This is a genomic window from Ectobacillus ponti, assembly GCF_024294785.1.
Lineage (GTDB): Bacteria > Bacillota > Bacilli > Bacillales > Bacillaceae_G > Ectobacillus > Ectobacillus ponti.
On the sequence record NZ_JANCLT010000023.1, the window covers coordinates 1 to 23,810 of the forward strand.

Genomic DNA, 23,810 nt, shown 5'->3' on the forward strand with positions numbered 1-23,810 from the left:
TCTATTCAAAACACCTAAAAAAAGCGCCCTCGCTGCCAAAGGCAGCGAGGGCGCTTCACTAAAGTTGATGGCAATGCCCGGCTGGGTGTCTCCTTTTATCGGTATACGTCCTGCTTGTCCCAAATGGAAATCCATACTGTTTGTCCATCTACCTTTACCTTTGTGCGGTCATTTGTGACAACTGGTTTGCCGTTTTCCAACACCTGTTCTACATATTTGAAGTTCGGCAATGTGGTTATGACCTCTCCCTGGTCATTGTAAACCTGTACAGTGTCCTTGGTGGTACGCACCAAATTTTGAATTTGCATATATTGCTGATATTGGGACATACTAAAGGAAACGTACCCTGTCTGCTCTTGATAACGCACCTTGAACTGATTTGCATTGGACTTCTCCAGCACCGTAAAGGAAGCATTCGCTGGGACTGATCCAATTTCACTGCCGCCGATGGCATTCCGCAAAGTCAGGCTCTGCTTTGCCACCGCGACAATTCCTTCCCCGAACGAATCAACTGTATTCGGCAGTGTAACGGGGGACGTCGTACCTGTCATCTGACTGATGTTTGTATATTCTTCAGGCTGGAATGGACGAATTTTATTTGCGTGATTCGCAATCTTCTCCCCCCAAGCCGGGTCACTTGCATAATAGAAATTGAGACCTGCTTCCTTATTGCCGAGGTGATAGCCCTTAAACTTCCAGCTGTCCGGATTTAAATACCCGCTCTTCAGAAAGTGCGCCTGATAGCGGATGGACTGTTCCACACTGGCAAAGCGGTAGGCAGAGTCATATGGGGCTGAGTCATACGCGGCCACACTAAACAAATTATACTTCCATTTTGATAGAATGTTTGTTCCATAGGCAGACTCGTGAATCGCCATCGCTGCCAAAATAAGCTGGTTAATGCCGGCCTCCGTCCCAATTCGGATGAACAAATCGCCGCTTCCGTGAAAAACGCTCCTTTTGCCTGTATAAGCTTCATATTTCTCGACATAGGCATTGATTTGTGATGCGGTCACCTGGGATGGATACCGAATGTCCAAGTCCTGATAGCTTGTTGCAACTGCCTGCTGTACAGGAGCCGGAGCCGGCTTTGGTGCCGGTGCAGGTACACTTGGCATTGGTGCAGGCACATTTGGCTTCGGCGCTGGCGCACTTGGCTTTGGCGCAGGCTTGGCTGTCAATGCCAGCTTGGAAATGTAGGTGCCCAGGACCCAGCCTTTGCGTGTCCCTGCTTGGACATAGTACCAGCCCTTCTGTTCCTTGAGAATGGTGACAGTCTCATTTTTCTTCAATTTGCCGGTAGTCTTGGCCTTCACACTTGCCGTGCTGCGCATATTTAAGGTGCTTGCTTTTACTGCCCCTTTCACTGTCGGGGCCGCCATGGGCTTTACATACTGCTTTGCAGCGTAAGCCGCTTTCCCCTTATAGGTCAGCTTTACCCAACTGGAGCTATAAGAAGAAACCGTAACCTTGTTTCCGCGCTTTAAGCTGCCGAGCACCTTCGCTTTTGTCGCGGGTGCTGTGCGCACATTCAAGCTTGAGGCGGTGATTTCGCCTGTATAAGAGGACGCGGCCTGTACTCCTGCCGCACCAAACGGAAGCGCTGCCCCCATCCATACCGCCAATCCTGCTGCCACCTTCAAAACACGTTGCTGCTTCTTGTTTCCCCTCATGTAATCCCTCCTGGATGCTGTTTTTAATTCCGATACATTCATCCAGCCGCAGATATAAAAAGCTGCAAAAATATGAAAAAGCTACCAATGTAGCTTCAGCTTCTTACTCTCTGTTTCTCTATTTTTTTGCCACCACGCTATACATATTATATCAAAAAAACAGTTTCGTAGATTACGGGAATATGTGGAATGCACTCCAGCTTTTCTTTCCAAACACAAAGAAACCGGGAACACCCGGTTTCCAGAAATAAGCATCCTGTTTTGAAATACGTTTTATAAATCTTGCCGTGTGCGTCCCAGTAACCGCTGTAAGCGAATCCGGTTGTAGCGCTGAATGAAAATAAACGGCAGGTTGAATGCGAAAGCATACATGACCATAACAACGCCCACGTCTGCTTTGTTCCAAAGAAAAAACAGCAAAGCAGGCGGTATGCAGAGCCAATGCGCCAGTTCGGCCCGCTTTGTTTCCGCCAGAAAAGACTGCAAATAGGCGGTATCCTGACCGTGCAGCCTGCGCTTGCGAAACCCGTCCCGGAACAATCCGCCGGCATCCGGGGCAAAGCGTTTCCAGCGCCGGATGCCCAGCTTCTCATATAACCGGCCTTTCCGTTCCCACAACCGTTCGCGGTATAGCCAGCCATCCCTTCTAAAATACGCTTGGCTGTATCTGGAACAAGCATAAGAAATCCCCATGTGAATACACAGCCAGGCAACCGCATCCACTACAATGACCATGACAGCGGGCCAATGCTTCATTTGCCTCACTCCTTCCGCTTAATGGCAACCATCCGTCCCTTCCATCCGACCCGCCGCAGCAGAAGCGTTTTTCCGGCAGACAGGCTGAATATACAGAGAAACGCGAGAAGGTTCACCGGAAACAGCAGGGCGCTGCAAAGGCCAAAGCTACCAATTTTGCGAAGAGTGAGATACAGCTGCAGCGAAAACAAAGCATACAAGATTCCGGCCGCAGACGTGAAGCCAGCTGCATACGGCAGCCAAGAAAAGAGCGCATTCAGCCAAAGCAGGATGCAGACCAACAGCGGAAGCGGCACCGAGCCTGCTCCCTTGGCGAAGCTTTTGCTCCAGCCCGCTGCAAGAGAAGAAAAGCCATCCGGATACATGCGCATCGATACAGCCCCTCTGCCGCTCACATGAGCCACGCTCCCCCCTTGCTTCATGACATGGCGGGCAAACATATACGTTTCCAGCAGCGCAGGCGGATGGGCTGCATGCCCGCCATACTGGAAATAATCTTTCCTCCTGCAGAGCAGGCATTGGCCGAAAGCGCCGTTTGGCCGGGTCATATCGCGAAGCAAATGAAACGCTCCCATAGATGCAAATACAATGAGATGAAAGAAAGCAGACGTATACTCATATGGGTGCTTCATGACATGAAAGGGATGGACGGACAGCAGGGTCGCCCGTTCCTCCCGAAACCGATGCAAGAGACGCTGCACGCCCCCTTTTTCCATCACGGTATCCGCATCTAAAAACAGCAGCAGATCCCCGGAAGCGGCCTTGGCTCCGTTCCAGCAGCCCCAGGACTTCCCAAGCCACTCCTGCGGCAAAGGCGGCAATTGGATCACCTTCGCTCCGTATGCTGCCGCCACAGCGGCTGTTTCATCCTCTGACTGATCATCAGCCACAATCACTTCCGCGCTCTCTCCGTGCAGCGAAGGAAGCAGCTTCCGCAAATTCTCCGCTTCATTACGGGCTGGAATGATAATGGTGACCTTCTCTCCTGTTTGGGCCGGCTTTGCTCCCGTACAATCCGGTATCCGCCAAAACAAAGCAAAGCCAACCAAAAGCCCCAGAAATATGGAAATAGACACAAAATCTCCTTCTTTCACACAGTATAAATATACATATTCTTGACCAAACAAATGGTAGAGTTTCCCTAATTATATTGTAGGCAAAATGACGAGGAAACATAAGGAGGCTTTTATAATGGCGAAAAAAGCGGTCATTGTCGGCGGCGGACTCGGCGGATTATCAGCGGCGATGAAGCTGGCCGGACAAGGATATGACGTAACGGTGTTAGAGAAGAATGAACGCGCCGGCGGAAAGCTGAACGTCCGCAGCGGCAAAGGCTACACCTTTGATACAGGGCCTTCCATTCTGTCTATGCCATGGGTGCTGGAGCAGCTGTTTCAAAGCGTGAACCGCAATGTGCATGACTATATGAAAATTGTCAGGGTGGAACCGCAATGGCGCACCTTTTATGAGGATGGCACCAGCATCGATTTAATCGGCGACCTGCCACACATGCTGGAGCAGCTGAAAAGCATTTCTCCGGGGGATGCGGAAGCGTTTTTTGAGTATATGAATTATGCGCACAAGATGTACGAACTGACGAATAAGAGCTTTTACAAGCGCAGCCTGTCCGGTCTCAATGAACTGCGTTCCATGCATACACTGAAGGAGCTCATGGGCATGGATCCGATGCGCTCAATGGATCAGGCAACGAAGAAATACTTTAGCAGCAGGCACGTTCAGCAGCTTTTTAACTTCCTGCTTATGTATGTCGGCTCCTCGCCGTACCATGCGCCTGCCGTAATGTCGCAGCTTGCTTATGTACAGCTTGGTCTCGGCATTTATTATGTGCAGGGCGGCATGTACAAAATCGCAGAGGGCATGCTGGCAGTGCTGCGTGAGCTTGGCGTGGAGGTGCGGGTAAACAGCGGCGTTGCACAAATCCTGACAAAGGGCACAAAAGCAACAGGTGTGCGGCTGGAGAGCGGCGAAGTTCTTTCAGCCGATCTGGTGATTTCCAATCTGGAGGCCATTCCGGCGTATGAAACAATCCTGGATGAGTTTGGCATGTCCAAGAAAGCGGCAAAGGATTTGGAGAAATATGTACCGACAGTTTCCGGACTTGTGCTGCTGCTCGGTGTCGACAAGGTGTACGACCATTTGGTCCATCATAATTTCTTCTTCTCCGCCGACCCGGAGCGGGAATTCCGTCAAATCTTTGATGAGGGCATTCTAGCCGATGATCCGACTGTATACGTCGGCATCTCCTCTAAGTCGGATTGCACCCAAGCACCGGCAGGCAAAGAGAACCTTTTTGTGCTGGCGCACGTGCCGCCGCTGAAAAAGGGCGAAACATGGGCACATCACAAAGCGCGGTACCGTGACGTCGTGCTGAAGAAGCTGGAGCGCATGGGTATTAAGGATCTGCGCTCACACATTGAGTTTGAATACACATTCACGCCAGATGACCTTCGCCAGTTGTACGGCGCAAACGGCGGCTCCATTTACGGCGTGGCGACAGATCGCAAAGTAAATGGCGGCTTCAAAATCCCAAGCCGCAGCAAGGTCCTCGAAAACCTGTATTTCGTCGGCGGCTCCACACATCCCGGCGGCGGAGTTCCGATGGTAACCTTGTCAGGCCAGCTGACGGCTGACTTGGTTCTTGAGGATTTTGGCATCCAACAACGGAATATCATATAAAAAAGCGAACGGCTGCCCGTTCGCTTTTTTCCCTTTATCTGCCGATAAACTCTTGTGTCCAAACATTCTTGCCGGATACATAGCCGACTCCAATATGTGTGTAAGACTTGTTCAGGATATTCGCACGGTGGCCGGCACTGTTCATCCATGCCGTCATGACTTCTTCAGGTGTACGTTGCCCCATCGCAATGTTTTCCCCTGCGTAGCTGTACGTAACGCCAAATTGCTTCATCATATCGAATGGAGAACCATAAGTCGGACTCGTATGGCTGAAGTAGTTGTGGCTTGCCATATCCTGTGATTTCGCGCGCGCCACTTGGCTCAGCTTTGTATCCACCTGCAACGGACGCAAGCCTGCTTTGGCACGTTCAGCGTTTGTCAGGCTTACTACCTTCTGCTCGTAGGCGTTCAACTGTGAAGATGTGGAAACCGCAGTTGCTGTGCTCGACGCCATACGCTTCACATATTTGCCGGACACATAAGCTGTCTTGCCTTTATAAGAAATCTGCAGCCATCCATTGGCCAGCTTCTTTTTAATGGTAATAATTGTGCCTTTTTTCAAGGTGCCCAACACTTTGCCGCCCGTGGATGCTTTGCTGCGGACATTTAGAACTGTTGTTACCTTTCCCTTTTGTGTCTGCACAGCTGCCGCTTCGACCTTTGCGTTTGTGGCCAATTGCGGAATAGCTTGTCCAAAGCTGAATAAGGTTGCGGCTGCGATTGTAGCTGCGAATGTCTTTTTCATATTTTTCATAGTACCTCTCCCCTTAGATGTATTTAGTCTCTGTCTGTCTACAACGTCATTGTATCAGCTCAGGGAAGGGATGAACATGAAAGCAAAGGGAATGTTATCGCCTTTTCACCAGTCTGTAACATTCGACAGAAGCCCGCAGCATTCGCGTTGCCAATGTAAAAAAGTCAGAAGGAATCCCTTCTGACTACTCCCACTTATAGGTCCAAAACCGCTCATGACGCAGCCAGTCCAGCGTTGCTTCATCCAACTGCTGCTTGTTCATCGCACCCTTCAGCATCGCCTCTGTTTGAGAACGATGGGCAGCCAAGGCAGCGATTTTGCGGTCCAGCACCTCTTCAATATCAATGACAACATCCGCTTCGCCCAGCACCTCGGCGCGGTTTTTGGTGATGGCCATCGCATATACAGTCGGACGGCTCTCCTTCGGCATGCGGGACACCGCGCGGATGGCGCCGCGGCCGCAGGCATCGTGGTCCGGGTGCACACCATGCTCCGGATAGAATGTAAGGATCAGCGACGGATTGACATCCTGAATTACCGCTTCAATCTTATCCGCCACGTAATCCACGTCTTCAAATTCCATTGTTTTATCATGGAAGCCCAGCAGGCGCAAGTCAGTCACGCCAAGCTCACGGCAAGCATCCTCCAATTCCTTCCTGCGGATGAGCGGCATGGTTTCACGATTGGCAAATACGTTCAACCCCATGTTTCGGCCCATTTGTCCAAGCGTACCGCATGCGTATGTTACAGGCACGCCCGCCTTGGCGAACAATGCCATGGTTCCGCCTGCTCCAAAGGACTCATCGTCCGGATGGGGCAGCACTACTAATACATGACGTTCACGTTCCATTTGTCTCACCTTCCCTTAAAACGGTGTTCTGCTCAGCTGCAAAGCAACCGCCAGTCTTCCTTGATCATCGTGTCCGGACAAAAGCAATTGGCCTTTTTCATTCAGCAGCCAATGCGTCAGCCCCTCTGCATACACCCAGCCGTGCTCCATCTTCAGCCCGGCCCGGTATGGACCTTTGCCGGCCAGTGTGCCCCGTTCAAAGGAAATGCGGGCATTGCGGATGAACGCCCCGACTGTCATCGTCTGTTCATTCCGATGAGCTGCGTATGCGCCGTTTGTCGTCTCGAGATGGACATATACGTCCGGCCCCGCAAAGCTGTCGAATACGCGCTGGACGTCGGCAATATTTTGAATTCGTTCCACCTGTATCTCTCCTTTATTCGTACATCCCTGTATGTATGCTACACTCTTAGCTTTACATACTTTATTCCGTTATGCAATTTTTATGTACCGTACTTGGACAAGGGCATACCTTTTCTTGCCCATAAGGAAAAGCACCCGGACAAAAGGCCCGGATGCCCCTATTATACAAGCAGATTAAACAAAGTCGGATTGTTTGTGATTTCCATATACTGTACGCCTTGCTCATCCATGCGGCGCAGCAGCGGCTCATAATCCTCTTTTGCCTGCAGTTCTATGCCGACAAGAGCCGGGCCATTGTCTTTATTTGTCTTCTTTGTATACTCGAATCGGGTGATGTCGTCATTTGGCCCCAGCACATTGTCCAGAAACTCGCGCAGCGCCCGCGGCCGTTGGGCAAAGCTGATGACAAAGTAGTGCTTCAGCCCTTCGTACATCAGAGAGCGGTCTTTGATTTCCTGCATGCGGCCAATATCGTTATTGCCGCCGCTTACAATGCAGACAACTGTTTTGCCGCGGATTTCCTCCCGGTGGAAATCCAATGCCGCAATCGGCAGCGCGCCGGCCGGCTCCGCAACAATGGCGTTCTTATTATACAGCTCCAAAATCGCGCTGCATACCTTCCCCTCCGGTACAATGGCGATATCGTCCACTACATCCCGGCAAATCTCGTAGGTGGTATAGCCCGGCTTTTTAACAGCTGCGCCGTCCACAAAAGAATCAATCTGTGGTAACGTTACCACTTGCTCTTCGCGGAACGAGGCAGTCATAGATGCGGCGCCGGCCGGCTCCACCCCGATGATTTGTGTGGACGGGCTGATTCCCTTAATATATGTACCGACTCCGGCCGCCAATCCGCCGCCGCCGATGCTCATGAAGACATAGTCGAGCGGGCGGTCAATGTCATGCATGATTTCCACCCCGATGGTCCCCTGTCCCGCAATCACTCCTTGGTTGTCAAACGGATGAATAAACGTCATACCGTGCTGTTCGCCATACTTGACCGCTTCATGATAAGAGCTGTCAAACGTATCGCCCACAAGCATAACCTCTACCGCTGATCCGCCAAAAAACCTCACCTGAGACACCTTTTGGCTTGGAGTCGTGTTCGGCATGAAGATCTTTGCGGGGATGTTCAGCCTCCGGCATGTATAAGCCACGCCCTGCGCATGATTGCCGGCGCTTGCACAGACGATGCCATTCGCCAGCTGCTCCGGCTGCAGGCTGCTGATGCAGTTATAGGCACCCCGTATTTTAAAGGAGCGGACCACCTGCAAATCTTCGCGCTTCAAATATACATTGCATTCATACTGCTCCGACAGGATAGGGTCCCGCTGCAGCGGTGTGTTGTACACAACATCCTTCAATACATGGTGCGCCACCAAAATATCTTCGATTTTCACAGCTGCCTTCAGCTTTTCCATGTTCGTACCCGCCTCATCTGTATTATAGTTAGCCTCTATTATACAAAACTCCAGAGGGATTTGGGAATTATTTTTCAGAATCTTTCATTTAATCGCCTATTCTGACATAAATCCTGGTGTACGCTGTGCATAGCATCGGACGGCGCAGGCTACAATACGTGGGGGACAAATACTTCAGGAAATGAGGGAATATGCATGAAAGAAATTTTACAGCAGGTAAAAGAAGAGTTGGAAAACGCATACAGCAATCCGCAGTCAAGCAAGCTGGACCGCTGCATCGAACAGCTGCAGGCGGCCAAGGCACAGTATGGGGATAAAGGCACCATGATTGCGGATGCCATCCGCGCTGTGGAGCAGGCGAGAAATGCACAGCCTACAGTGGAGCAAGCAGGCGATATCTCTTCCGCTGCTGCCTTTGGTGAAGCTTATAACGCCTTGGATCAAGCAATTGAATCCTATACGAAAACGCACAACGATCCATATTGAACCTTGGGAAACCAAGGCTTTTTATTTGGAAGGACACAACCTCTCCAAGGGAATACACGGAGAGGCCGGCACTCTCTCTGTTTATATCAGGCCAGCTGAGAAGAGCTTGTTGTAAGAGAACAGAAAGAGAACCTGCAAAGCAGTGCGGCTTTCAGGTTCTCGCAGTTCCTATTTTATTTTTTTGCCTGCCGATTGTTGTTCCTCACCGGACTTTGCCGCAGAAGTTTGGGACCAGTCATTCTGCAGCATATTCTCTACAGCTTCTCCGGCGGTCTCAGTCACATTCAGCTTATGCTCGGGAATCTTTTCGCTTTTCATTCTCATGCCTCCCCTTTCTGGTTCTGTTCTCTCAGACATACTATTCCCCTTTCTCCCGCAGGCTATAAGACCCGGACAGTCTCGGCGCATACAGACGGAGCCGCGCGCAGACAATAGAAAGGATTCTGATAGGAAAGAAGGCGAAGCATATGACAAATTTCAATGATGGAGCAACAAATCACACACAAAAAGCTGCCACCAAAGGCTTGTCAAGCGGCCCTGTCCGCAATGGCTTGAACAGTGATAATGCTTACAACGACACCGGACTCAACAATGCTGACCGAGCCAGCCAAGCTGCGAAGAAAAGCCGCTCGTAATCCCGCACAAATCAAAACCGGCCGCCTTGGGCGCCGGTTTTGACGTTACGTGCCGCAAAACGTACGGTAAGGAAGATGGGAAGGAGCGGGCGGCGTTGTATATTCCTCCTGTTCAGGAGAATGCGCATATGGATTGGCAAGCGCCTGCAGCAGGCGTTCCATAACACCGTAGTCCCCCTGCTCTTCAGCTGCCTTCAACGCTTCTTCCACCCGGTGATTGCGGGGAATGACAGCCGGATTGCTGCGCCGCATGAGCTGGTACGCCTCCTCCTTCGATTCCTGCTGCCGGCCGAGGCGTTCACGCCATAAGCGGTACCACTCGACGAACTCTGGTGTGCCAAACATGGCAGTTTCCTCCGGCCTATTAAAGGATAAGGCCCGGAAGGTATTGGTGTAATCAGCCTTATCATTGTGCATCATGCCCAACAGCTGCTGAATCAGGTCTTTATCCTGTTCCTCTTCACCGAACAGCCCCAGCTTCGCCCGCATCCCGGACTGCCAATGCTCTGTATACAGCTTCGAAAACTCAGCCAGCACCTCCTGCGCCATCTCAACAGCGGTTTCCTGATCCTCATGGAAGAGCTCCAAAAGGGCTTCTGCCAATCTGGACAAATTCCAAACTGCAATATACGGCTGATTCACGTAGGCATAGCGGCCCTGTCTGTCAATGGAGCTGAACACAGTTTCCGGATTATAGGTATCCATAAAAGCGCATGGACCATAGTCAATGGTTTCCCCGCTGATGGTCATATTATCAGTGTTCATCACACCATGGATGAAGCCGACCAACTGCCAATTGGCAATTAAAGCTGCCTGGCGCTTCACCACCTCCCGCAGAAGGGACAGATATTTATTTTCTCCGATATCAGCGTCTGCATAGTGGCGTTCCCAGGCGTAATCAGCCAGTGCGCGCAGCTCTTCAACTGTACCCCATGTAGCTGCATACTGGAATGTGCCGACACGCAGATGGCTGGCGGCCACACGGGCCAGCACAGCGCCAGGCAGCGGCGTTTCCCGCATTACTGTTTCTCCGGTCAGTACCACTGCCAGACTGCGCGTAGTCGGGATGCCAAGCGCATGCATGGCCTCACTGATGATATATTCCCGCAGCATTGGCCCGATTGCCGCCCGGCCGTCTCCACCCCGGGAATAAGGCGTCCGGCCCGATCCCTTCAATTGAATATCAAACCGTTCACCCTGTGGTGTAATTTGCTCTCCAAGCAAGGCTGCCCGGCCATCCCCAAGCCTGGTGAAGTGGCCAAACTGGTGCCCGGCATAAGCTTGTGCCAGCAGTTCATCCCCCTCCGGAGCCTCGCTTCCGGCGAGCAAGGCAGCCTCGCCCTGCAACGCGTCCGCGTGCAGACCCAAAGCAGCCGCCAACGGCTTATTCAGCACTGCCACCTGCGGAGCGCGCACCGGATTCGGCGTTACCTTCGAAAAGAACAGCTCCGGCAAACGAGCATAACTGGTATCAAAATTCCATCCTGCTTTCATGTTTCCCCCCACTTTTTCTCATAATCATGCTGCTGCCTGGGCAACAGCACAGTTCATTTCCCTTTTAATGTATACGTTCCCCCATTGATTATGCGGGCTGCAGCCTTGCCTTGGTTTCCCGCCTGAATTCATTATACTTTGAATGGCGGCCAGCCCACCACTCCGCAAAAAAAAGAGCGCTCTATGCGCTCTGTCTCCTCATGCCGGCTTTTTCCGTTCCAGCAGCCAGTCCGTGATTTCCCCGCTGGCCAGCGGTTTGCTGAAGAAGTAGCCTTGGGCAATCAGACTGCCCATCTGCCGCAGCACCTGTACCTGCTCTGCCGTTTCCACTCCCTCTACGACGATATGGAATTGCATGGACTTGGCCAATTGTACAATTGTTTGTACAATCATAGCATCCTTCTCATCCTGGTCAATCCGTGCGGTAAAGCTCCGGTCAACCTTTAAAATAGAAATAGGCAGGTTGCGCAGGTAGGACAACGAAGAAAAACCGACACCAAAATCATCCATGGCAATCTGGATTCCCTTTGCCCGCAGACCATTCAATACAGCCCGTCCTTTTTCCACGTTCTCAATGAGCCCCGTTTCTGTCACCTCAAGAATAAAATCCTGAGGCGGAAAATGAGCCTGCTGCAAGAGAGCGGGAACTTGCTCCACAATTTGTGCGTGCTTTAAGGAATACGGAGATAAATTCACGGAAATCTTGAAGCCGGATAAACCAAAATCTTGCCACAGCTTGCCTTGCTTAGCCGCTGTTTCGATTACCCATTGTGTGATTTCACAAATCAACCCACGCTTTTCAGCGAGCGGAATAAACTCATTTGGCGGGATCACCCCCAGCAGCGGGTGCTTCCAGCGTATCAACGCCTCCACCCCCATCACTGTGTCACTCGTCAAATCTACCTTCGGCTGATAAACCAGGAACAACTCCCCCCGCTTGGCCGCATATGGCAAATGTGTTTCCAGCATCGCCTCCCGTTCATGTGCGGCTCCATACTGTGAAATTTGATTTCGCCCACGCTCCTTTGCATAGGCCAGAGCCCGCTCCGAGCATTTCCAGAGCGTCTCCATATCTGTTCCATGCTCAGGACATGATACGAGACCGCCGGATATCGTCACCGTGACAGAATGCTCTCCAATCGAAATTGGCTGGCTTAATCCCTCCAGCAGCGGCTGCAGCAAAGCTTCAGCTTCTGCAGCTGCCGTGTTTGGCAGCACGAGCAAAAACTCATCTCCTCCTGTACGGGCCAAATAGTCAGTTGTCCGGATTCCCTGCTGCATCCGCCGTACAAGCTCACACAGAACCAAATCTCCTGTTTCGTGCGAAAACTGCTCATTTGTCCATTTGAAATGATCTACATCCCAATGGACAAACACAAACGGCTCTCTCAGCCGCACCAATCCTTGCAGGTACAGCTCGACGGCCTCCCGGTTAGGCGCGCCCGTTACCTTATCAAAATAAGCCAGCCTGTTCAGCTGCCGCTCATGGTCTTTTCGTTCCTGGATATTGCGGGTGCTCCAAATGATATGCTGCATGGTTCCATCCTCCCGCAGCACAGGTGTACCCTTCACCTCCAGCCAAACCCAACGCTCCTGCTCTGTCAGCCAGCGGCACTCGACATACACGGTTTTGCGCGTGCGGTACATTTGGTCCCTTGTATGATGAAGACGCGGGAGATCCTCCGGATGAATACAAAGCCGGAGTTTCTCGTCCGCCTGCTCCAGCGTGGCAATCCCGAAATATTTTTCAAATGCGGGAGACATGAAGACAACCTTCCGATTGTGGTCCAGCACGAAGAAGACATCTGAGGTGCTCTGAGCCAAAATGCTGTACTGCTTCTTGGCTTGGTTCAGTTCCCGTTCTATCTCATGCTGATGCGATAGGTCCTGTGATACGACCGACATCATCACAACATGGCCGCCCGCATCCCGGATGGGGGAAAGTGTCATATTGACAGGAATCAGCGTGCCATCCTTTTTCTGTGTCAAAACCTTTCCGGTCCGAATGGTCTCTCCGGCAGCCACCTGCTGTAATACCCTTGTCACCATAGACGCGGCAGTTTCGGGCATATGCAGGTGAAATTGGCCGTACAGCTCCTCCTGCTCCCAGCCGTACAGCTGTTCAAAAGCGGGATTGACCTGAATGATCCGCCCTTCCAAATCCAGGATTTTCATGGCATCTGCTGAATTCAGAAAAAAAGCATTTACCTTTTGCAGCGCCTCATTATGGGAAGTCAAATCACGGAGTATGGTTAAAATGGAAACGACTCTCCCGCGCCGTTTCATGGGGATATGCCGAATCCACATCGGCCGGTGCTGCCCTAAACGGGAAATAAAGCAGGATTCGTACTCGCATGTCACGCCTGCTGCGGCCCGTTGTATATTGTCTCCGGCCTCCTGCATATGGGAAACCGGGAACAAATCTCCCCAATTTGCCTGTTTCAGCTCATGAAGCGTGCAGCCGATCAGCTCCAGTGCCGTATCATTGGCTTGCAGCAGCCTTTGCTGCTGGTCATACATCACTACACCATCTGTGTAGTGCCAAAACAAATAATGATATGGTTCCATTCTCATACGGGTCTTTTGATGCCGCCTATATAAGAAATAGACTGCCGTGGCAAGAACGATTCCAGACAGAACCATGAGGAATACCCATGACATGTGATGCTCCATCATACGGCTCACTAGCTCCCCTTTTTTCTGTATTTAAAAAATATATACTCCTCCATTTTGATTTTATTTTCTAAATATATCAATGGAAATGCAAGGGGAGATTTCCGCTTGAATCCATTCCAGAAGATGCAGCATTTATGAGAATTTCATGCTGTCTATCTTTTTCTTCAACTCACTTTTATCTGCCAGTTGGGCATACTCTGCATTTGTGAGGAATAGGAGAATAAGCCGGTGCACGATACCCTCCAATTCGAACAGCACATGCTCCTCTACTGCAGAGGAGCCCGTATGCACGATTTCAGACCGGACCCGGTACAAAGTGGAAATACGGCTAACCAGCTCCACCCGTTTTTCCAGTGTTTTCTCCAGCAGCAGCGCCACACGGTCGCTTAAAGTGGCCACCACAGGCTCATGCTTATTCGTGTTCAAGAGACATTCCACGACCAGCATGAGCTTTAAAAAACGGACAGACCGGTCGTGCTCCATCCTGGACTCGCCAAACCAGGAAACAGAGCGGAGCACCTGCTTCTCCATGTCGTTCAGGCATCCCTCGACACCTTCTTCCAAAATCCTGCCGAATCGATCCATCCCCACTTGCTGAATGTCGCGCATAAAACGCCCGTCTACCTCCAGCTCCTCATCATTGGCCTCCCGCACCTGAAGGCTGTACATTTCCCCGGCTTCCCCGCTCTGCGGAACCGCCAGAATCCGCAGCTCCTCCATGAGGGAACCGTATCCGGGAAGCCGTAGGCTGAGCAGCTCCTCCTCTCCGACGCAGTAATCCGCAAACCGCAGAAAATGCACCAGAAGTTTGCTGGACTCTGCTGCCATTTCCATCGCCTTCCTTACATCGGCAGCCATGATGCGATGCTCAATGAAGCAGCAGGAGGAACCGCGCTGCTCAGGAAACTCTGCCCGCACCGTTTCGCTGACAGCTTGCACGGGAACAACGGAGATTTGCCCATTCACCTGAAAATGCTCCTCCTGCAGCTCCATCCCCTTCAACGGCACATACACGGTGTACTCCTTCTTCTCATCGATGGTCTGCTGCAAAAGCGCCAGCAGCTTCATCACAGCAGGATCCGGGGCTGCTGCAAGGTGAACCTCCTGCAGAATACGCAGAAAGTTTGATACAATGGCCGCTTGAGACAAACTTCTATGTAACGCAGGCTCTTCCAGGAAAGCCTTCATACATGCTGTAAACGGCTTCAGCTCCAGCAGCCGCTTCGGGACGCGGCTGCCGTGAATTGTTATATAAGGGGCCGGCCCCTTCAAATCCTCCACCCCTTGTTCATGCAAAAGCTTGGATATTTCTAATACCATCTGCTTCAGACGGTTTCGGTTCATATGGGAGCACTCCTTCCTGATCTGAAGAACAGCACAAACTCCCATTTATTCTTCCCGGACAAGCCCCGGCGATAAACAAAAAGGCCTGCGCAGCTGCGCAGGCCCCCTATTGCTGGCTGCATGCCAAATTATGCTTCTGTCTCTTTGCCCTTCACTTTCTCCTGCATAAGGGCAAACTGCCGTTTCTCCTGTTCAATGATATCATCATCCTCGGCATTATCCCGGACGACCTTTTGCGTTAAAATAGCGCCGACGCCAACAAGCAGCATAACAGCAAAATAGTAGCCCTTCTCATTCAGCTGCATATCGGCGTTCCACAGGCCAATACAAAACAGCAGAACCCCTGCAGCCAAAGTAAAGTAAGCCAAGAACGTAAAAGCAGGCGTATTTCTTCTGCGATGCTGTCGATACATTATGCTTCCCCCTTGCACTTATATAGTTTCCACCATTTTACCATATATTCCCTTTAGGCAGAACAGGAATCTCGGTAATTTCCGGAATGAGACGGACATCAAGAAGCCGGCAGCTACTCCAATGCCAATTAGTTGCGTGCCGGGCGGAATTAGGTCTATACTTCTCCTTAAAACATGCTATTCCGATCAGACAATACAGTCCGAACAGGGACATGCGAGGAAAAGGTGATATGATGGAAAATGAAACTGCTTCTGCACCAAAAGAAATTGACCAAAAAGGCGGGTTTGTACGTCAGACCAATGCCTTCACCGTACCATTTGGAAACGGACAAGACGAGCTTCCGGCACAAGCCGGCCGCTATCGTCTGATTTGGTGCCCTGCCTGTCCATGGGCGCACCGTACAGTCATTGTGAGACGGGTTCTTGGCTTAGAGGAAGCCATCAGTCTCGGTACTGTCAGCCCGATGCGACCGCTCCGCCCTCATGTAGACTGGGAATTTTCCCTTGACCCGGACGGCGTGGACCCGGTTCTGGGCGTCCGGTATATGAGCGAAATCTACCTGAAAAGCGATCCGGACTACGCCGGACGGCCAACTGTGCCGGCAATGGTGGACTTGCAAACGGGGACAATCGCCAACAACGACTATTTCAAGCTGACAAACTATTTTGAAACCGTATGGGCGCCGCTCCATAAGGAAAACGCGCCGGATTTATTCCCGGAGCATCTCCGTACAGAGATTGAGGCGTTGAATGACGTCATTTTCCACGATATCAACAACGGCGTGTATAAGTGCGGCTTTGCCCGTTCACAGGAGTCCTACGAGCAGGCCTACGACACCCTGTTCGCCCGTTTGGATGAACTGGAGGAACGCCTGTCCAAGCAGCGCTTCCTGCACGGTGACTTTATCACAGATTCGGATGTCCGGCTGTATACAACGCTTGTCCGCTTTGATGCGGCCTACTATGCTGCCTTCATGACGAACCGCAACCGACTCATCGATTTTCCAAATCTGTGGGGATATGTGCGCGACCTGTACGAAACACCGGGCTTTGGCGACACAACAGACTTTGAAGCCATTAAAAAGCATTATTTCCTCTCCATTACAATTACACCGTCCGATACGAGAGAAGGACGGTTGCTGCCAAAGGGGCCGGACTTGTCTGTTTGGCGCATTCCACATGGCCGGGAAGCCTTGAGCGGGCATGCAAGCAAGTTTTTGATCTCTACAAACTGATTGGGGGAAGCAAAAATGAACATACGGAAAGCAAAGCCGGAAGAGCTTGCGTATATTAGAGAGCAGCGCGTGCGTGCCTATGAGGAGTACATCAACCTGATTCCGGAGGGACACTGGCAGGCACTGCGAAAATCGATTTTGTCAGAAACTGACCAAGAGTCCGGGGTGGATTTGCTTGTTGCTGAAACGGATGGCCGGATTGCCGGCAGCATCGCCCTGTTTCCGGCAAAAATGGATGCCTATGACGGGATGGTGGAAGAATTGGAGTATCCGGAAATTCGTATGCTCGCGGTGGCTCCGGAGCACCGTGGAAAAGGAGCGGCTGCCGCACTTGTCACAGCGTGCATCCGCCTGGCAAAAGTGAGAGGGTACGGAGCCATCGGATTACATACAGGCTCGTTCATGGCCAACGCGGCGGCATTATATGAGCGCTTCGGCTTCCAGCGCCTGCCGCAGCATGATTTTCAGCCGCTTGATGACGGCATTCTTGTGAAGGCTTACCGCCTCTCTCTTCTTTGATGACATCTTACAGTATGGAGGAATAGAAATGAACCAATTAAAGGGCATCCACCATGTGACCGCCATTACAAGCAGCGCTGAAAAGAATTATGAGTTCTTCACCTACACCTTGGGGATGCGGCTCGTAAAGAAAACTGTCAATCAGGATGACATTCAAACCTATCACCTCTTTTTTGCGGATGATACCGGCAGTCCGGGAACAGATATGACGTTTTTCGATTTCCCCGGCATTCCAAAAGGAGTTCACGGCACAAATGAAATTTATAAAACGTCCTTCCGGGTGCCGAGCAACGCGGCACTGACGTACTGGGTCAACCGTTTTGACCGCCTGCAGGTCAAGCATACCGGCATTCAGGAGCAATTCGGCCGCCAGACTCTTTCCTTCGTGGACTTTGATGACCAGCACTACCAGCTCATTTCTGATGAAGGCAATGAGGGCGTCGCTTCCGGATTACCTTGGCAGAAGGGGCCGATTCCGCTGGAGTATGCCATTACAGGCCTTGGACCGTTGTTTGTCCGGGTGGCCAATATCGACTACTTCAAGGAAATGCTGGAGAAGGTGCTGCATTTCCGGCAGATTGCGCAGGAAGGCGCCTTCTATTTGTTTGAAGTGGGCGAAGGCGGCAATGGCGCTCAAGTCATCGCCGAGCACAACGTTATTCTTCCGCCGGCGCGCCAAGGCTTCGGCACGGTACACCATGCTGCCTTCCGCGTAGAGGACCGGCGTGAGCTGCAGGCATGGCAGCAGCATATCGAAGGCTTTGGCTTTCAGACCTCCGGCTTTGTGGACCGCTATTTCTTCGGTTCGCTGTATGCGCGTCTGGCACCGCAGATTCTGTTTGAGTTTGCGACAGATGGACCGGGCTTCATGGGCGATGAGCCTTACGAAACACTGGGAGAAAAGCTATCCCTGCCTCCGTTTCTGGAGCCGAAGCGCACCGAGATCGAACGTCTTGTACGGCCAATCGATACCGTGCGGAGCACGAAGGAATTTGTGAAGGAATGATGAGAAGGAGCTGATTTGCATCGATGCAGATCAGCTCCTTTTTCTGTTTCGGGCAGAACCTCTGCTTCCCTTGATAAGAGGGTTTCTATTTCCAGATACAGAATCATATACGATACGGATATGATTTGCATACAGATCACCGCTGAAGGGAGAGTCTTACATGTATAAGCTGTACTGCCGCACACATCAAGCCATTTTCAGGGGTGTCTCCCGTTTCATGCCATGGCGCAGGCCCGAACTGCTCGAGGGGGAAGGCAGCTTGTCCCTGCTGCCGAAGCTGGTTGAGGACACAGGGATTACCAGCGTTTTACTTGTAACGGATAAGGGCATTTCCCGTCTGGGTCTGCTGGACGGTCTATTGGCGGACCTTACAGAACGGGGCATCTCCTTCACCGTATATGACGGCACCCATCCAAACCCGACGATTCAAAACATTGAGGAAGCCCTGCAGCTGTATCAGGACAAACAGTGCTCCGGCATCATCGCATTTGGCGGCGGTTCGCCGATGGACTGCGCCAAAGGAGTCGGTGCCCGCGTGGCACGGCCGGACAAAAGCATCCCGGATTTGCGGGGAGAGTTCAAAATCAGGAGAAAGATTCCTCCTTTGTTTGCGGTTCCGACAACGGCCGGAACCGGCAGCGAGGCAACCGTGGCAGCTGTCATTTCCAACAGTGACACACATGAAAAATATGCGATAAATGATTTTGTGCTGATCCCGCCCTATGCTGTGCTCGACCCGCTGCTGACAGTGAAGCTGCCGCCGCACATCACAGCTGCAACCGGCATGGATGCCTTGACGCACGCAGTGGAAGCCTATATCGGCAGAAGCAATACGGAAGAGACACGGCAATGCTGCCGGGAAGCGGTGCAGCTGATTTTTGAAAACCTGCACCATGCCTACGAGAACGGGGAAAACCTTACGGCACGGGCGAATATGCAGCGTGCCTCCTATCTGGCAGGCGTCGCCTTCACCCGGGCATTCGTCGGCTATGTCCATGCCATTGCCCATACACTCGGTGGTTTTTACGGCATGCCGCACGGGCTTGCCAATGCCATGATCCTTCCTTATGTGCTGGACTACTACGGGGAGAGCGCGCATCAGTCATTGGCTGAGCTGGCTGATTTGGTTCACATCACGTCTCCTGCTGACACGACTGCACAAAAGGCAGAAAAGTTCATTGCAGCCATCCGGAAGTTCAATCGGGATTTGGACATTCCCGAAAAGGCAAGCTGCATTCAGGATCCTGATATTCCCCTGATGGCAAAGCGCGCCCTCAAAGAGGCCAATCCACTATATCCGGTACCTGAAATTATGAACAAACGAGACATGATGGATATGTACAGCAAAATTAAGCAATAGGAATGTGCATTCTTCTTCATAAAAACCAGGCCGGTCAACAAATACCGGCCTGGTTCTTCCCAGTTTCACCGTCTAGGATAATGCGATATGCAGCAGTGCGCCGGCTGAAGCCGCCAGGAGAAGTCCCATATGGACAAACCGCAGTCCCTGTGCTTTCTTGCGTGCCAACTGCCCTCCGGCGATAGCCCCAACAGCCATGAAGCCCACAGCCCCCACTCCAATCCAATCTCTCGCTTCCAATTCCCCTTCTCCTATGTACATCAGCACACCATGGCCGGCACCGAACAAAAGTGCCGCTACGCCCATTGCGATATGCCAAGATCCAGCCCGCTTCAGCAGGAAGACGATTTGTGCCTTATGGCGCGGGAAGCGCTGCAGCAGCCGCTTGGACGACCTCCGCAGCGGAAACAGGACGGCTGCGCCGGCCATGGCGGCTGCCGTGCCCCAGCCAATGGATTTTCCCGTTTCTTCAAACGCCTCGTTCTCCTCTCCTCCCCGCGCCTCGTTCTCCTCTCCTCCCCGCGCCTCGTCCTGATGCTCATACTCTTCCCCCCGCTCCGCAAAAGCGGTTTGTAAGGAAGCGGCAGAAACGAACAGCATACCGACCAATATGATGGACAGAAACAGACAATTTTTCATGAATATTCCTCCCTGACAGCCGCCTGGCATGGCAGCCTTACTGTAAAAGTACTTCCCATTCCAGGGGTGCTCTCCACTTCAACCGTTCCCTTGTGGCTTGCAACAATCCAATCTGCAACGGCCAAACCGATGCCATTGCTCCCCTGTTCCCGGGACCTTGCCCCGTCAGCCCGGTAAAACCGCTCAAAAATTTTGGCCCTCTCTTCTCCCGTCATGCCAACCCCTGTATCTGCCACCTGCATCTCGCAAGTTTGTTTGTTTTTGGCAGCTGTCACTGTGACAGAACCACCGGGCACATTATAACGAATCGCATTGTCCAGCAGGATATGAAGCAGCTGCGCCACCCGCTCCGCATCGCCATACACCTGTACATTCTCCGCTATACGAAGCTGCAGGGTAACCTGCGATTGCTCCGCCAATGGATGAAACTGGCGGACGATCTGCTCAGCCAGCGGCTGCAGCAGAAACCATCGCTTCTCCAAATGCAGCTTATTTTCATCCGAACGGGCCAGAAACAGCAGATCGCCCACCAGCCGGCCCATCCGCCTCATTTCATCCTTCATATCTGCCAGCACCTGCTGGGAAAACGGAGACAGCTGATCCCGGTCTTCCGCCTCTATCACCTCCACAGACGCCTGCAGAATGCTGAGCGGTGTTCGCAGCTCATGGGAGGCATCTGACAAAAATTCCTTTTGCCGCAAAAAAGCCTGATCAATCGGCCCCATCGCCCGTCCGGCCATCCAATAGCCAAGCCCGGCGGACACACCGAGGAATACAACAGCCAAACCTCCCAGAACAAGCAGCAGCACGTGAACCACACGCATTTGCTCTGTCACGTTCGTTCCCGTGTATACAGTGCCGATGTACGTTCCTTCCTGATACACAGAACGTCCCGCCAGCAGCAGCCGGACCTCTGCATCATCGGAAATACGGACTGTTTCGTATTGGATATCGCCTGCCGCCGGTCTCCAGCCCCGGATTGCCCGCAGGATGGAGGTTCTCGCGTCCGGCAAAGCTTCATCTCCGTCCAAGAGGGTACCATCGCCAGCCACTACATAGTAAAAGCTGCGCAAATCCGGCCTGTACTCCAAACTGCTCCGTTTCGGTTCCCTCTGCCCTGTCCCGCTTTTGCTGTACCATTTCAACAGATCATGCTGATGGTCTGACAGTTCGCTTTCCGCCATCAGCTGCACCTGTGACCGCTGTTCTCTTGTCACCAAGGAAAGCAGCAGAAAATAACAGGTGAGGATAAATGCAAGCAGGAAAATAAAGATAAAGCCCGTATACAACAAAGTCAGTTTCCTGCGAGTCGAATCAAAGAGCGGATGCTTCAAGCTTATACCCCACCCCGCGGACACTGCGGATGCGGCAATGCCCTTCCAGTTTCTTGCGCAGCAGCTTCATCAGCGCATCCACATTATTGCTGCTTACCTCAGCATCCACTCCCCAGATACGCTGCTCAATTAAATCCCGCGGCAGCACTTGTGAAGGATTTCTCATAAACAGCTCCAGCAGCTGGTACTCCTTCACGGTAAGCGGAACCTCCTTGCCGTTGGCTTCCACCGTATGGTGCAGCAGATTCAGCGTCAGCACTCCGGTCTGTAAGAGATCTTCCTTTACAAGCTGCTTATCCATGCGTCTCTCCAATGCCCGCATTCTCGCAAACAGCTCCTGAAACTCGAAGGGCTTCGTCATATAGTCATCTGCCCCTTCATCCAATCCGTGAATCCGATCGGTTAGACTGTCCTTTGCCGTCAGCATAAGAATGCCGCGCTGAAATCCCCGCTGCCGCAGTTTGCGGCATACATCCGGCCCGCTTAAGGATGGCAGCAGCCAGTCTAAAATGATGCAGTCATACTCTGATATTTCACTGTACTGGACTGCTTCCCGGCCATCCCGCACCCAATCCACACTATGCCTTTCCTTTTTCAGCATATGCACCATAAGCTTGCCAAGACGAACATCATCCTCAGCCAGCAATACATACATCCCGATCACCCGCTTTTTTCTCCATTATACAATATTTTCTATACCTTCCGTGTTTTCTTGGCTGGCTGGTTGGCCATGAAACGCAAAACCAGCAGAACGAAGAGAATGGATAGCGTGGAAGCATAGAATGCGAGAATGAGCGGCTTGCCGGTGTCAGTTCCAATCCATATGCCATGCAGCCCCCCGAGAAGGCAGGCTGGCAGCGACAGCAGGTGCAGCACTTTCCAAAGCTTCCGGCTCAGCCGCTTTCTCATGTCTGTTGTGACCAGAACGATGAAAAGCAAACCGCCGGTTACCGTTCCGAGCGCAGAAGGCACCTTTTTGTAGGACGCTGCAAACGGAATGAAAATTTCAGTCCAGCGAAATGGCTGATACGTATCAAAATGCAACAGCATACCATGGAGGAGACCGATTAGAAAGGCAAGCCAACCAGCCGTTTGATGCGCAATTTGCAGAACGGGCCGCCATTTCACCGGACATCCCTGCATGGACCCCAACAACCCAAAGAGAACAGACAGAAATAACAAGAGATACGCAGTCAGTCCGGCAGACCGGATCAGAATCCATATTGGCCACATGCTTTAAAACTCCAATCTTTTAGTAAAATGTCGGATGGATGCACTCATCACCAGCTTGCCATCCTCCCGCACCAGTACACAGGCAGCGTTCGGAAAATACCGCTTCAGCCAGGCGGGCCCTTCGGCAGCGGGCATCATGCACAGAATCTTTGCCAATACGTCAGCCTCGGCGGCTGTGCGTGCCAGCACGGTAGCCTGCTGCACATCGGACTCTGCAGGCATTCCGGTATATCCGTGCAGAATATGATGCACCGTCTGTTCCCCGAGTTTCCAGCTGCGGTACACCTTATTGGAAGTCGCGATGGCCCCTGACAGCAGCGTCATATGAACAATGTCTTCATCCTCCTGCCATGGGGAGGCAATCCCGATCCATCTCTCCTCACCCCAAGCCCTCATGTCTCCCCCTATATTTACGACACCTGAAGACACTCCCTCCTTCTGCATCAGTCCGGCAACCTGGTCAGCGCTCCACCCTTTTCCTATTCCGCCCAAGTCCATGTCCATTTCCTCTGTCTTCATGACTGCCTCCATTTCCGGAAAGAAAATCAAGCTGCGGGGATTCACCTTTTGAAAACGTGAGAGTTCTTTCCCACGCCTTGCTTTCATCTTTTCAAAGGAGACGTCATACCCCAGCTCCCGCATTCTGGCGCCGACAAAGGGATGGTAGAGAAATCCAGTTGCGGTGCTGTACCGATATGCCTGCTGCAGCACCTGAAACAGAATGGGATGAAGCTTTATAAGCGTATGGAGCGGCTGGCGATTCAGCCTTGTCAAATCACTTTCTTCGGAAAACCGGGAGCAGCGCTGTTCAAACTCCTGCAGCCATTCCTTTGCCCGCGGCATCCACCCGCTGTTTTCGGTTCCTTCTGCCATCACTTCAATATCTGTTCCCATCCCTTTCACGTGCAGTACACACTCCAAG

Annotated in this window: 24 protein-coding genes; 7 read left to right on the top strand and 17 right to left on the bottom strand. The window is 52.1% G+C overall.

All coding sequences use genetic code 11. The annotated features are described in order from the left end of the window. Positions 1 to 95: 95 nt before the first annotated feature. From NK662_RS22440 to NK662_RS22450, 3 genes are all read right to left on the bottom strand, one after another. The gene (locus tag NK662_RS22440; RefSeq protein WP_254761209.1) at positions 96 to 1,673 is read right to left on the bottom strand and encodes an SH3 domain-containing protein; all 1,578 of its coding nucleotides are present in this window, start codon (positions 1,671 to 1,673) and stop codon (positions 96 to 98) included. Between the two features lie 273 nt (positions 1,674 to 1,946). Beyond that, positions 1,947 to 2,429, bottom strand: coding sequence for a glycosyl-4,4'-diaponeurosporenoate acyltransferase CrtO family protein (locus NK662_RS22445; RefSeq protein ID WP_254761210.1), 483 nt, complete (start codon positions 2,427 to 2,429; stop codon positions 1,947 to 1,949). Positions 2,430 to 2,434: 5 nt separating this feature from the next. Beyond that, the gene (locus NK662_RS22450) at positions 2,435 to 3,505 is read right to left on the bottom strand and encodes a glycosyltransferase family 2 protein (RefSeq protein ID WP_254761211.1); all 1,071 of its coding nucleotides are present in this window, start codon (positions 3,503 to 3,505) and stop codon (positions 2,435 to 2,437) included. 115 nt (positions 3,506 to 3,620) lie between these two features. Here NK662_RS22450 and NK662_RS22455 point away from each other — a divergent pair, with 115 nt between their 5' ends. Then, complete coding sequence (locus tag NK662_RS22455) at positions 3,621 to 5,126, top strand: phytoene desaturase family protein (RefSeq protein WP_254761212.1); 1,506 nt, start codon at positions 3,621 to 3,623, stop codon at positions 5,124 to 5,126. A 34-nt stretch (positions 5,127 to 5,160) separates the two neighbouring features. Here the strand turns inward: NK662_RS22455 and NK662_RS22460 are convergent, their stop codons facing one another. From NK662_RS22460 to ilvA, 4 genes are all read right to left on the bottom strand, one after another. Then, entirely contained in the window at positions 5,161 to 5,871 is a 711-nt protein-coding gene (locus tag NK662_RS22460) for a CAP domain-containing protein (RefSeq protein ID WP_254761242.1), read from the bottom strand. A gap of 193 nt (positions 5,872 to 6,064) precedes the next feature. Then, entirely contained in the window at positions 6,065 to 6,730 is a 666-nt protein-coding gene (bshB2, locus tag NK662_RS22465; protein WP_254761213.1) for a bacillithiol biosynthesis deacetylase BshB2, read from the bottom strand. A 15-nt stretch (positions 6,731 to 6,745) separates the two neighbouring features. Continuing rightward, the gene (locus NK662_RS22470; protein WP_254761214.1) at positions 6,746 to 7,093 is read right to left on the bottom strand and encodes a YojF family protein; all 348 of its coding nucleotides are present in this window, start codon (positions 7,091 to 7,093) and stop codon (positions 6,746 to 6,748) included. 161 nt (positions 7,094 to 7,254) lie between these two features. Continuing rightward, positions 7,255 to 8,514: a threonine ammonia-lyase IlvA gene (ilvA, locus tag NK662_RS22475; protein ID WP_254761215.1), complete on the bottom strand. Its 1,260-nt coding sequence runs from the start codon at positions 8,512 to 8,514 to the stop codon at positions 7,255 to 7,257. Positions 8,515 to 8,709: 195 nt separating this feature from the next. Here ilvA and NK662_RS22480 point away from each other — a divergent pair, with 195 nt between their 5' ends. Then, positions 8,710 to 9,000, top strand: a complete 291-nt coding sequence (locus NK662_RS22480; RefSeq protein WP_254761216.1) for a hypothetical protein — start codon at positions 8,710 to 8,712, stop codon at positions 8,998 to 9,000. Between the two features lie 168 nt (positions 9,001 to 9,168). Here NK662_RS22480 and NK662_RS22485 read toward each other — a convergent pair whose 3' ends face one another. Next, positions 9,169 to 9,318, bottom strand: coding sequence for a hypothetical protein (locus NK662_RS22485; RefSeq protein WP_254761217.1), 150 nt, complete (start codon positions 9,316 to 9,318; stop codon positions 9,169 to 9,171). A 149-nt stretch (positions 9,319 to 9,467) separates the two neighbouring features. Between NK662_RS22485 and NK662_RS22490 the strand changes: the two genes are divergently transcribed. Further along, positions 9,468 to 9,635, top strand: coding sequence for a hypothetical protein (locus tag NK662_RS22490; RefSeq protein WP_254761218.1), 168 nt, complete (start codon positions 9,468 to 9,470; stop codon positions 9,633 to 9,635). Between the two features lie 45 nt (positions 9,636 to 9,680). Here NK662_RS22490 and NK662_RS22495 read toward each other — a convergent pair whose 3' ends face one another. The 4 genes from NK662_RS22495 to NK662_RS22510 form a co-directional block, all read right to left on the bottom strand. Continuing rightward, a complete protein-coding gene (locus NK662_RS22495; RefSeq protein WP_254761219.1) occupies positions 9,681 to 11,129 on the bottom strand; it encodes a protein adenylyltransferase SelO in 1,449 nt (482 codons plus the stop codon). Between the two features lie 198 nt (positions 11,130 to 11,327). Continuing rightward, positions 11,328 to 13,703, bottom strand: a complete 2,376-nt coding sequence (locus NK662_RS22500; protein WP_254761220.1) for a sensor domain-containing protein — start codon at positions 13,701 to 13,703, stop codon at positions 11,328 to 11,330. 234 nt (positions 13,704 to 13,937) lie between these two features. Further along, positions 13,938 to 15,149, bottom strand: a complete 1,212-nt coding sequence (locus tag NK662_RS22505) for a HEPN domain-containing protein (protein WP_254761221.1) — start codon at positions 15,147 to 15,149, stop codon at positions 13,938 to 13,940. A 128-nt stretch (positions 15,150 to 15,277) separates the two neighbouring features. Further along, a complete protein-coding gene (locus NK662_RS22510) occupies positions 15,278 to 15,562 on the bottom strand; it encodes a YiaA/YiaB family inner membrane protein (RefSeq protein ID WP_254761222.1) in 285 nt (94 codons plus the stop codon). Between the two features lie 230 nt (positions 15,563 to 15,792). On the opposite strand from NK662_RS22510, the gene NK662_RS22515 reads away from it, so the two are divergent. From NK662_RS22515 to NK662_RS22530, 4 genes are all read left to right on the top strand, one after another. Further along, on the top strand, positions 15,793 to 16,797 hold the full coding sequence (locus tag NK662_RS22515; RefSeq protein ID WP_254761223.1) for a glutathione S-transferase family protein: 1,005 nt from the start codon (positions 15,793 to 15,795) through the stop codon (positions 16,795 to 16,797). Between the two features lie 15 nt (positions 16,798 to 16,812). Then, positions 16,813 to 17,316, top strand: a complete 504-nt coding sequence (locus NK662_RS22520; RefSeq protein WP_254761224.1) for a GNAT family N-acetyltransferase — start codon at positions 16,813 to 16,815, stop codon at positions 17,314 to 17,316. A gap of 28 nt (positions 17,317 to 17,344) precedes the next feature. Beyond that, positions 17,345 to 18,322, top strand: a complete 978-nt coding sequence (locus NK662_RS22525; protein ID WP_254761225.1) for a ring-cleaving dioxygenase — start codon at positions 17,345 to 17,347, stop codon at positions 18,320 to 18,322. 160 nt (positions 18,323 to 18,482) lie between these two features. After that, positions 18,483 to 19,682 carry an iron-containing alcohol dehydrogenase gene (locus NK662_RS22530; protein ID WP_254761226.1) on the top strand — a complete coding sequence of 400 codons (1,200 nt, stop codon included), beginning with the start codon at positions 18,483 to 18,485 and terminating at the stop codon, positions 19,680 to 19,682. Between the two features lie 72 nt (positions 19,683 to 19,754). Here NK662_RS22530 and NK662_RS22535 read toward each other — a convergent pair whose 3' ends face one another. From NK662_RS22535 to NK662_RS22555, 5 genes are read right to left on the bottom strand one after another with little or no spacing between them, the layout of a single operon-like run. Next, positions 19,755 to 20,321 (bottom strand): hypothetical protein, encoded by a 567-nt coding sequence (locus NK662_RS22535; RefSeq protein ID WP_254761227.1) that lies wholly within the window; start codon positions 20,319 to 20,321, stop codon positions 19,755 to 19,757. After that, the gene (locus NK662_RS22540) at positions 20,318 to 21,655 is read right to left on the bottom strand and encodes a sensor histidine kinase (RefSeq protein ID WP_254761228.1); all 1,338 of its coding nucleotides are present in this window, start codon (positions 21,653 to 21,655) and stop codon (positions 20,318 to 20,320) included. Before NK662_RS22540 ends, NK662_RS22535 begins: the two co-directional genes overlap by 4 nt. Next, entirely contained in the window at positions 21,636 to 22,310 is a 675-nt protein-coding gene (locus NK662_RS22545; protein WP_254761229.1) for a response regulator transcription factor, read from the bottom strand. The genes NK662_RS22540 and NK662_RS22545 overlap by 20 nt, the downstream gene beginning before the upstream one ends. 38 nt (positions 22,311 to 22,348) lie before the next feature. Continuing rightward, positions 22,349 to 22,888: a ferric reductase-like transmembrane domain-containing protein gene (locus tag NK662_RS22550; protein WP_254761230.1), complete on the bottom strand. Its 540-nt coding sequence runs from the start codon at positions 22,886 to 22,888 to the stop codon at positions 22,349 to 22,351. A 3-nt stretch (positions 22,889 to 22,891) separates the two neighbouring features. Continuing rightward, the gene (locus tag NK662_RS22555) at positions 22,892 to 23,809 is read right to left on the bottom strand and encodes an FAD:protein FMN transferase (RefSeq protein WP_254761231.1); all 918 of its coding nucleotides are present in this window, start codon (positions 23,807 to 23,809) and stop codon (positions 22,892 to 22,894) included. Between the last annotated feature and the right edge of the window lies 1 nt (position 23,810).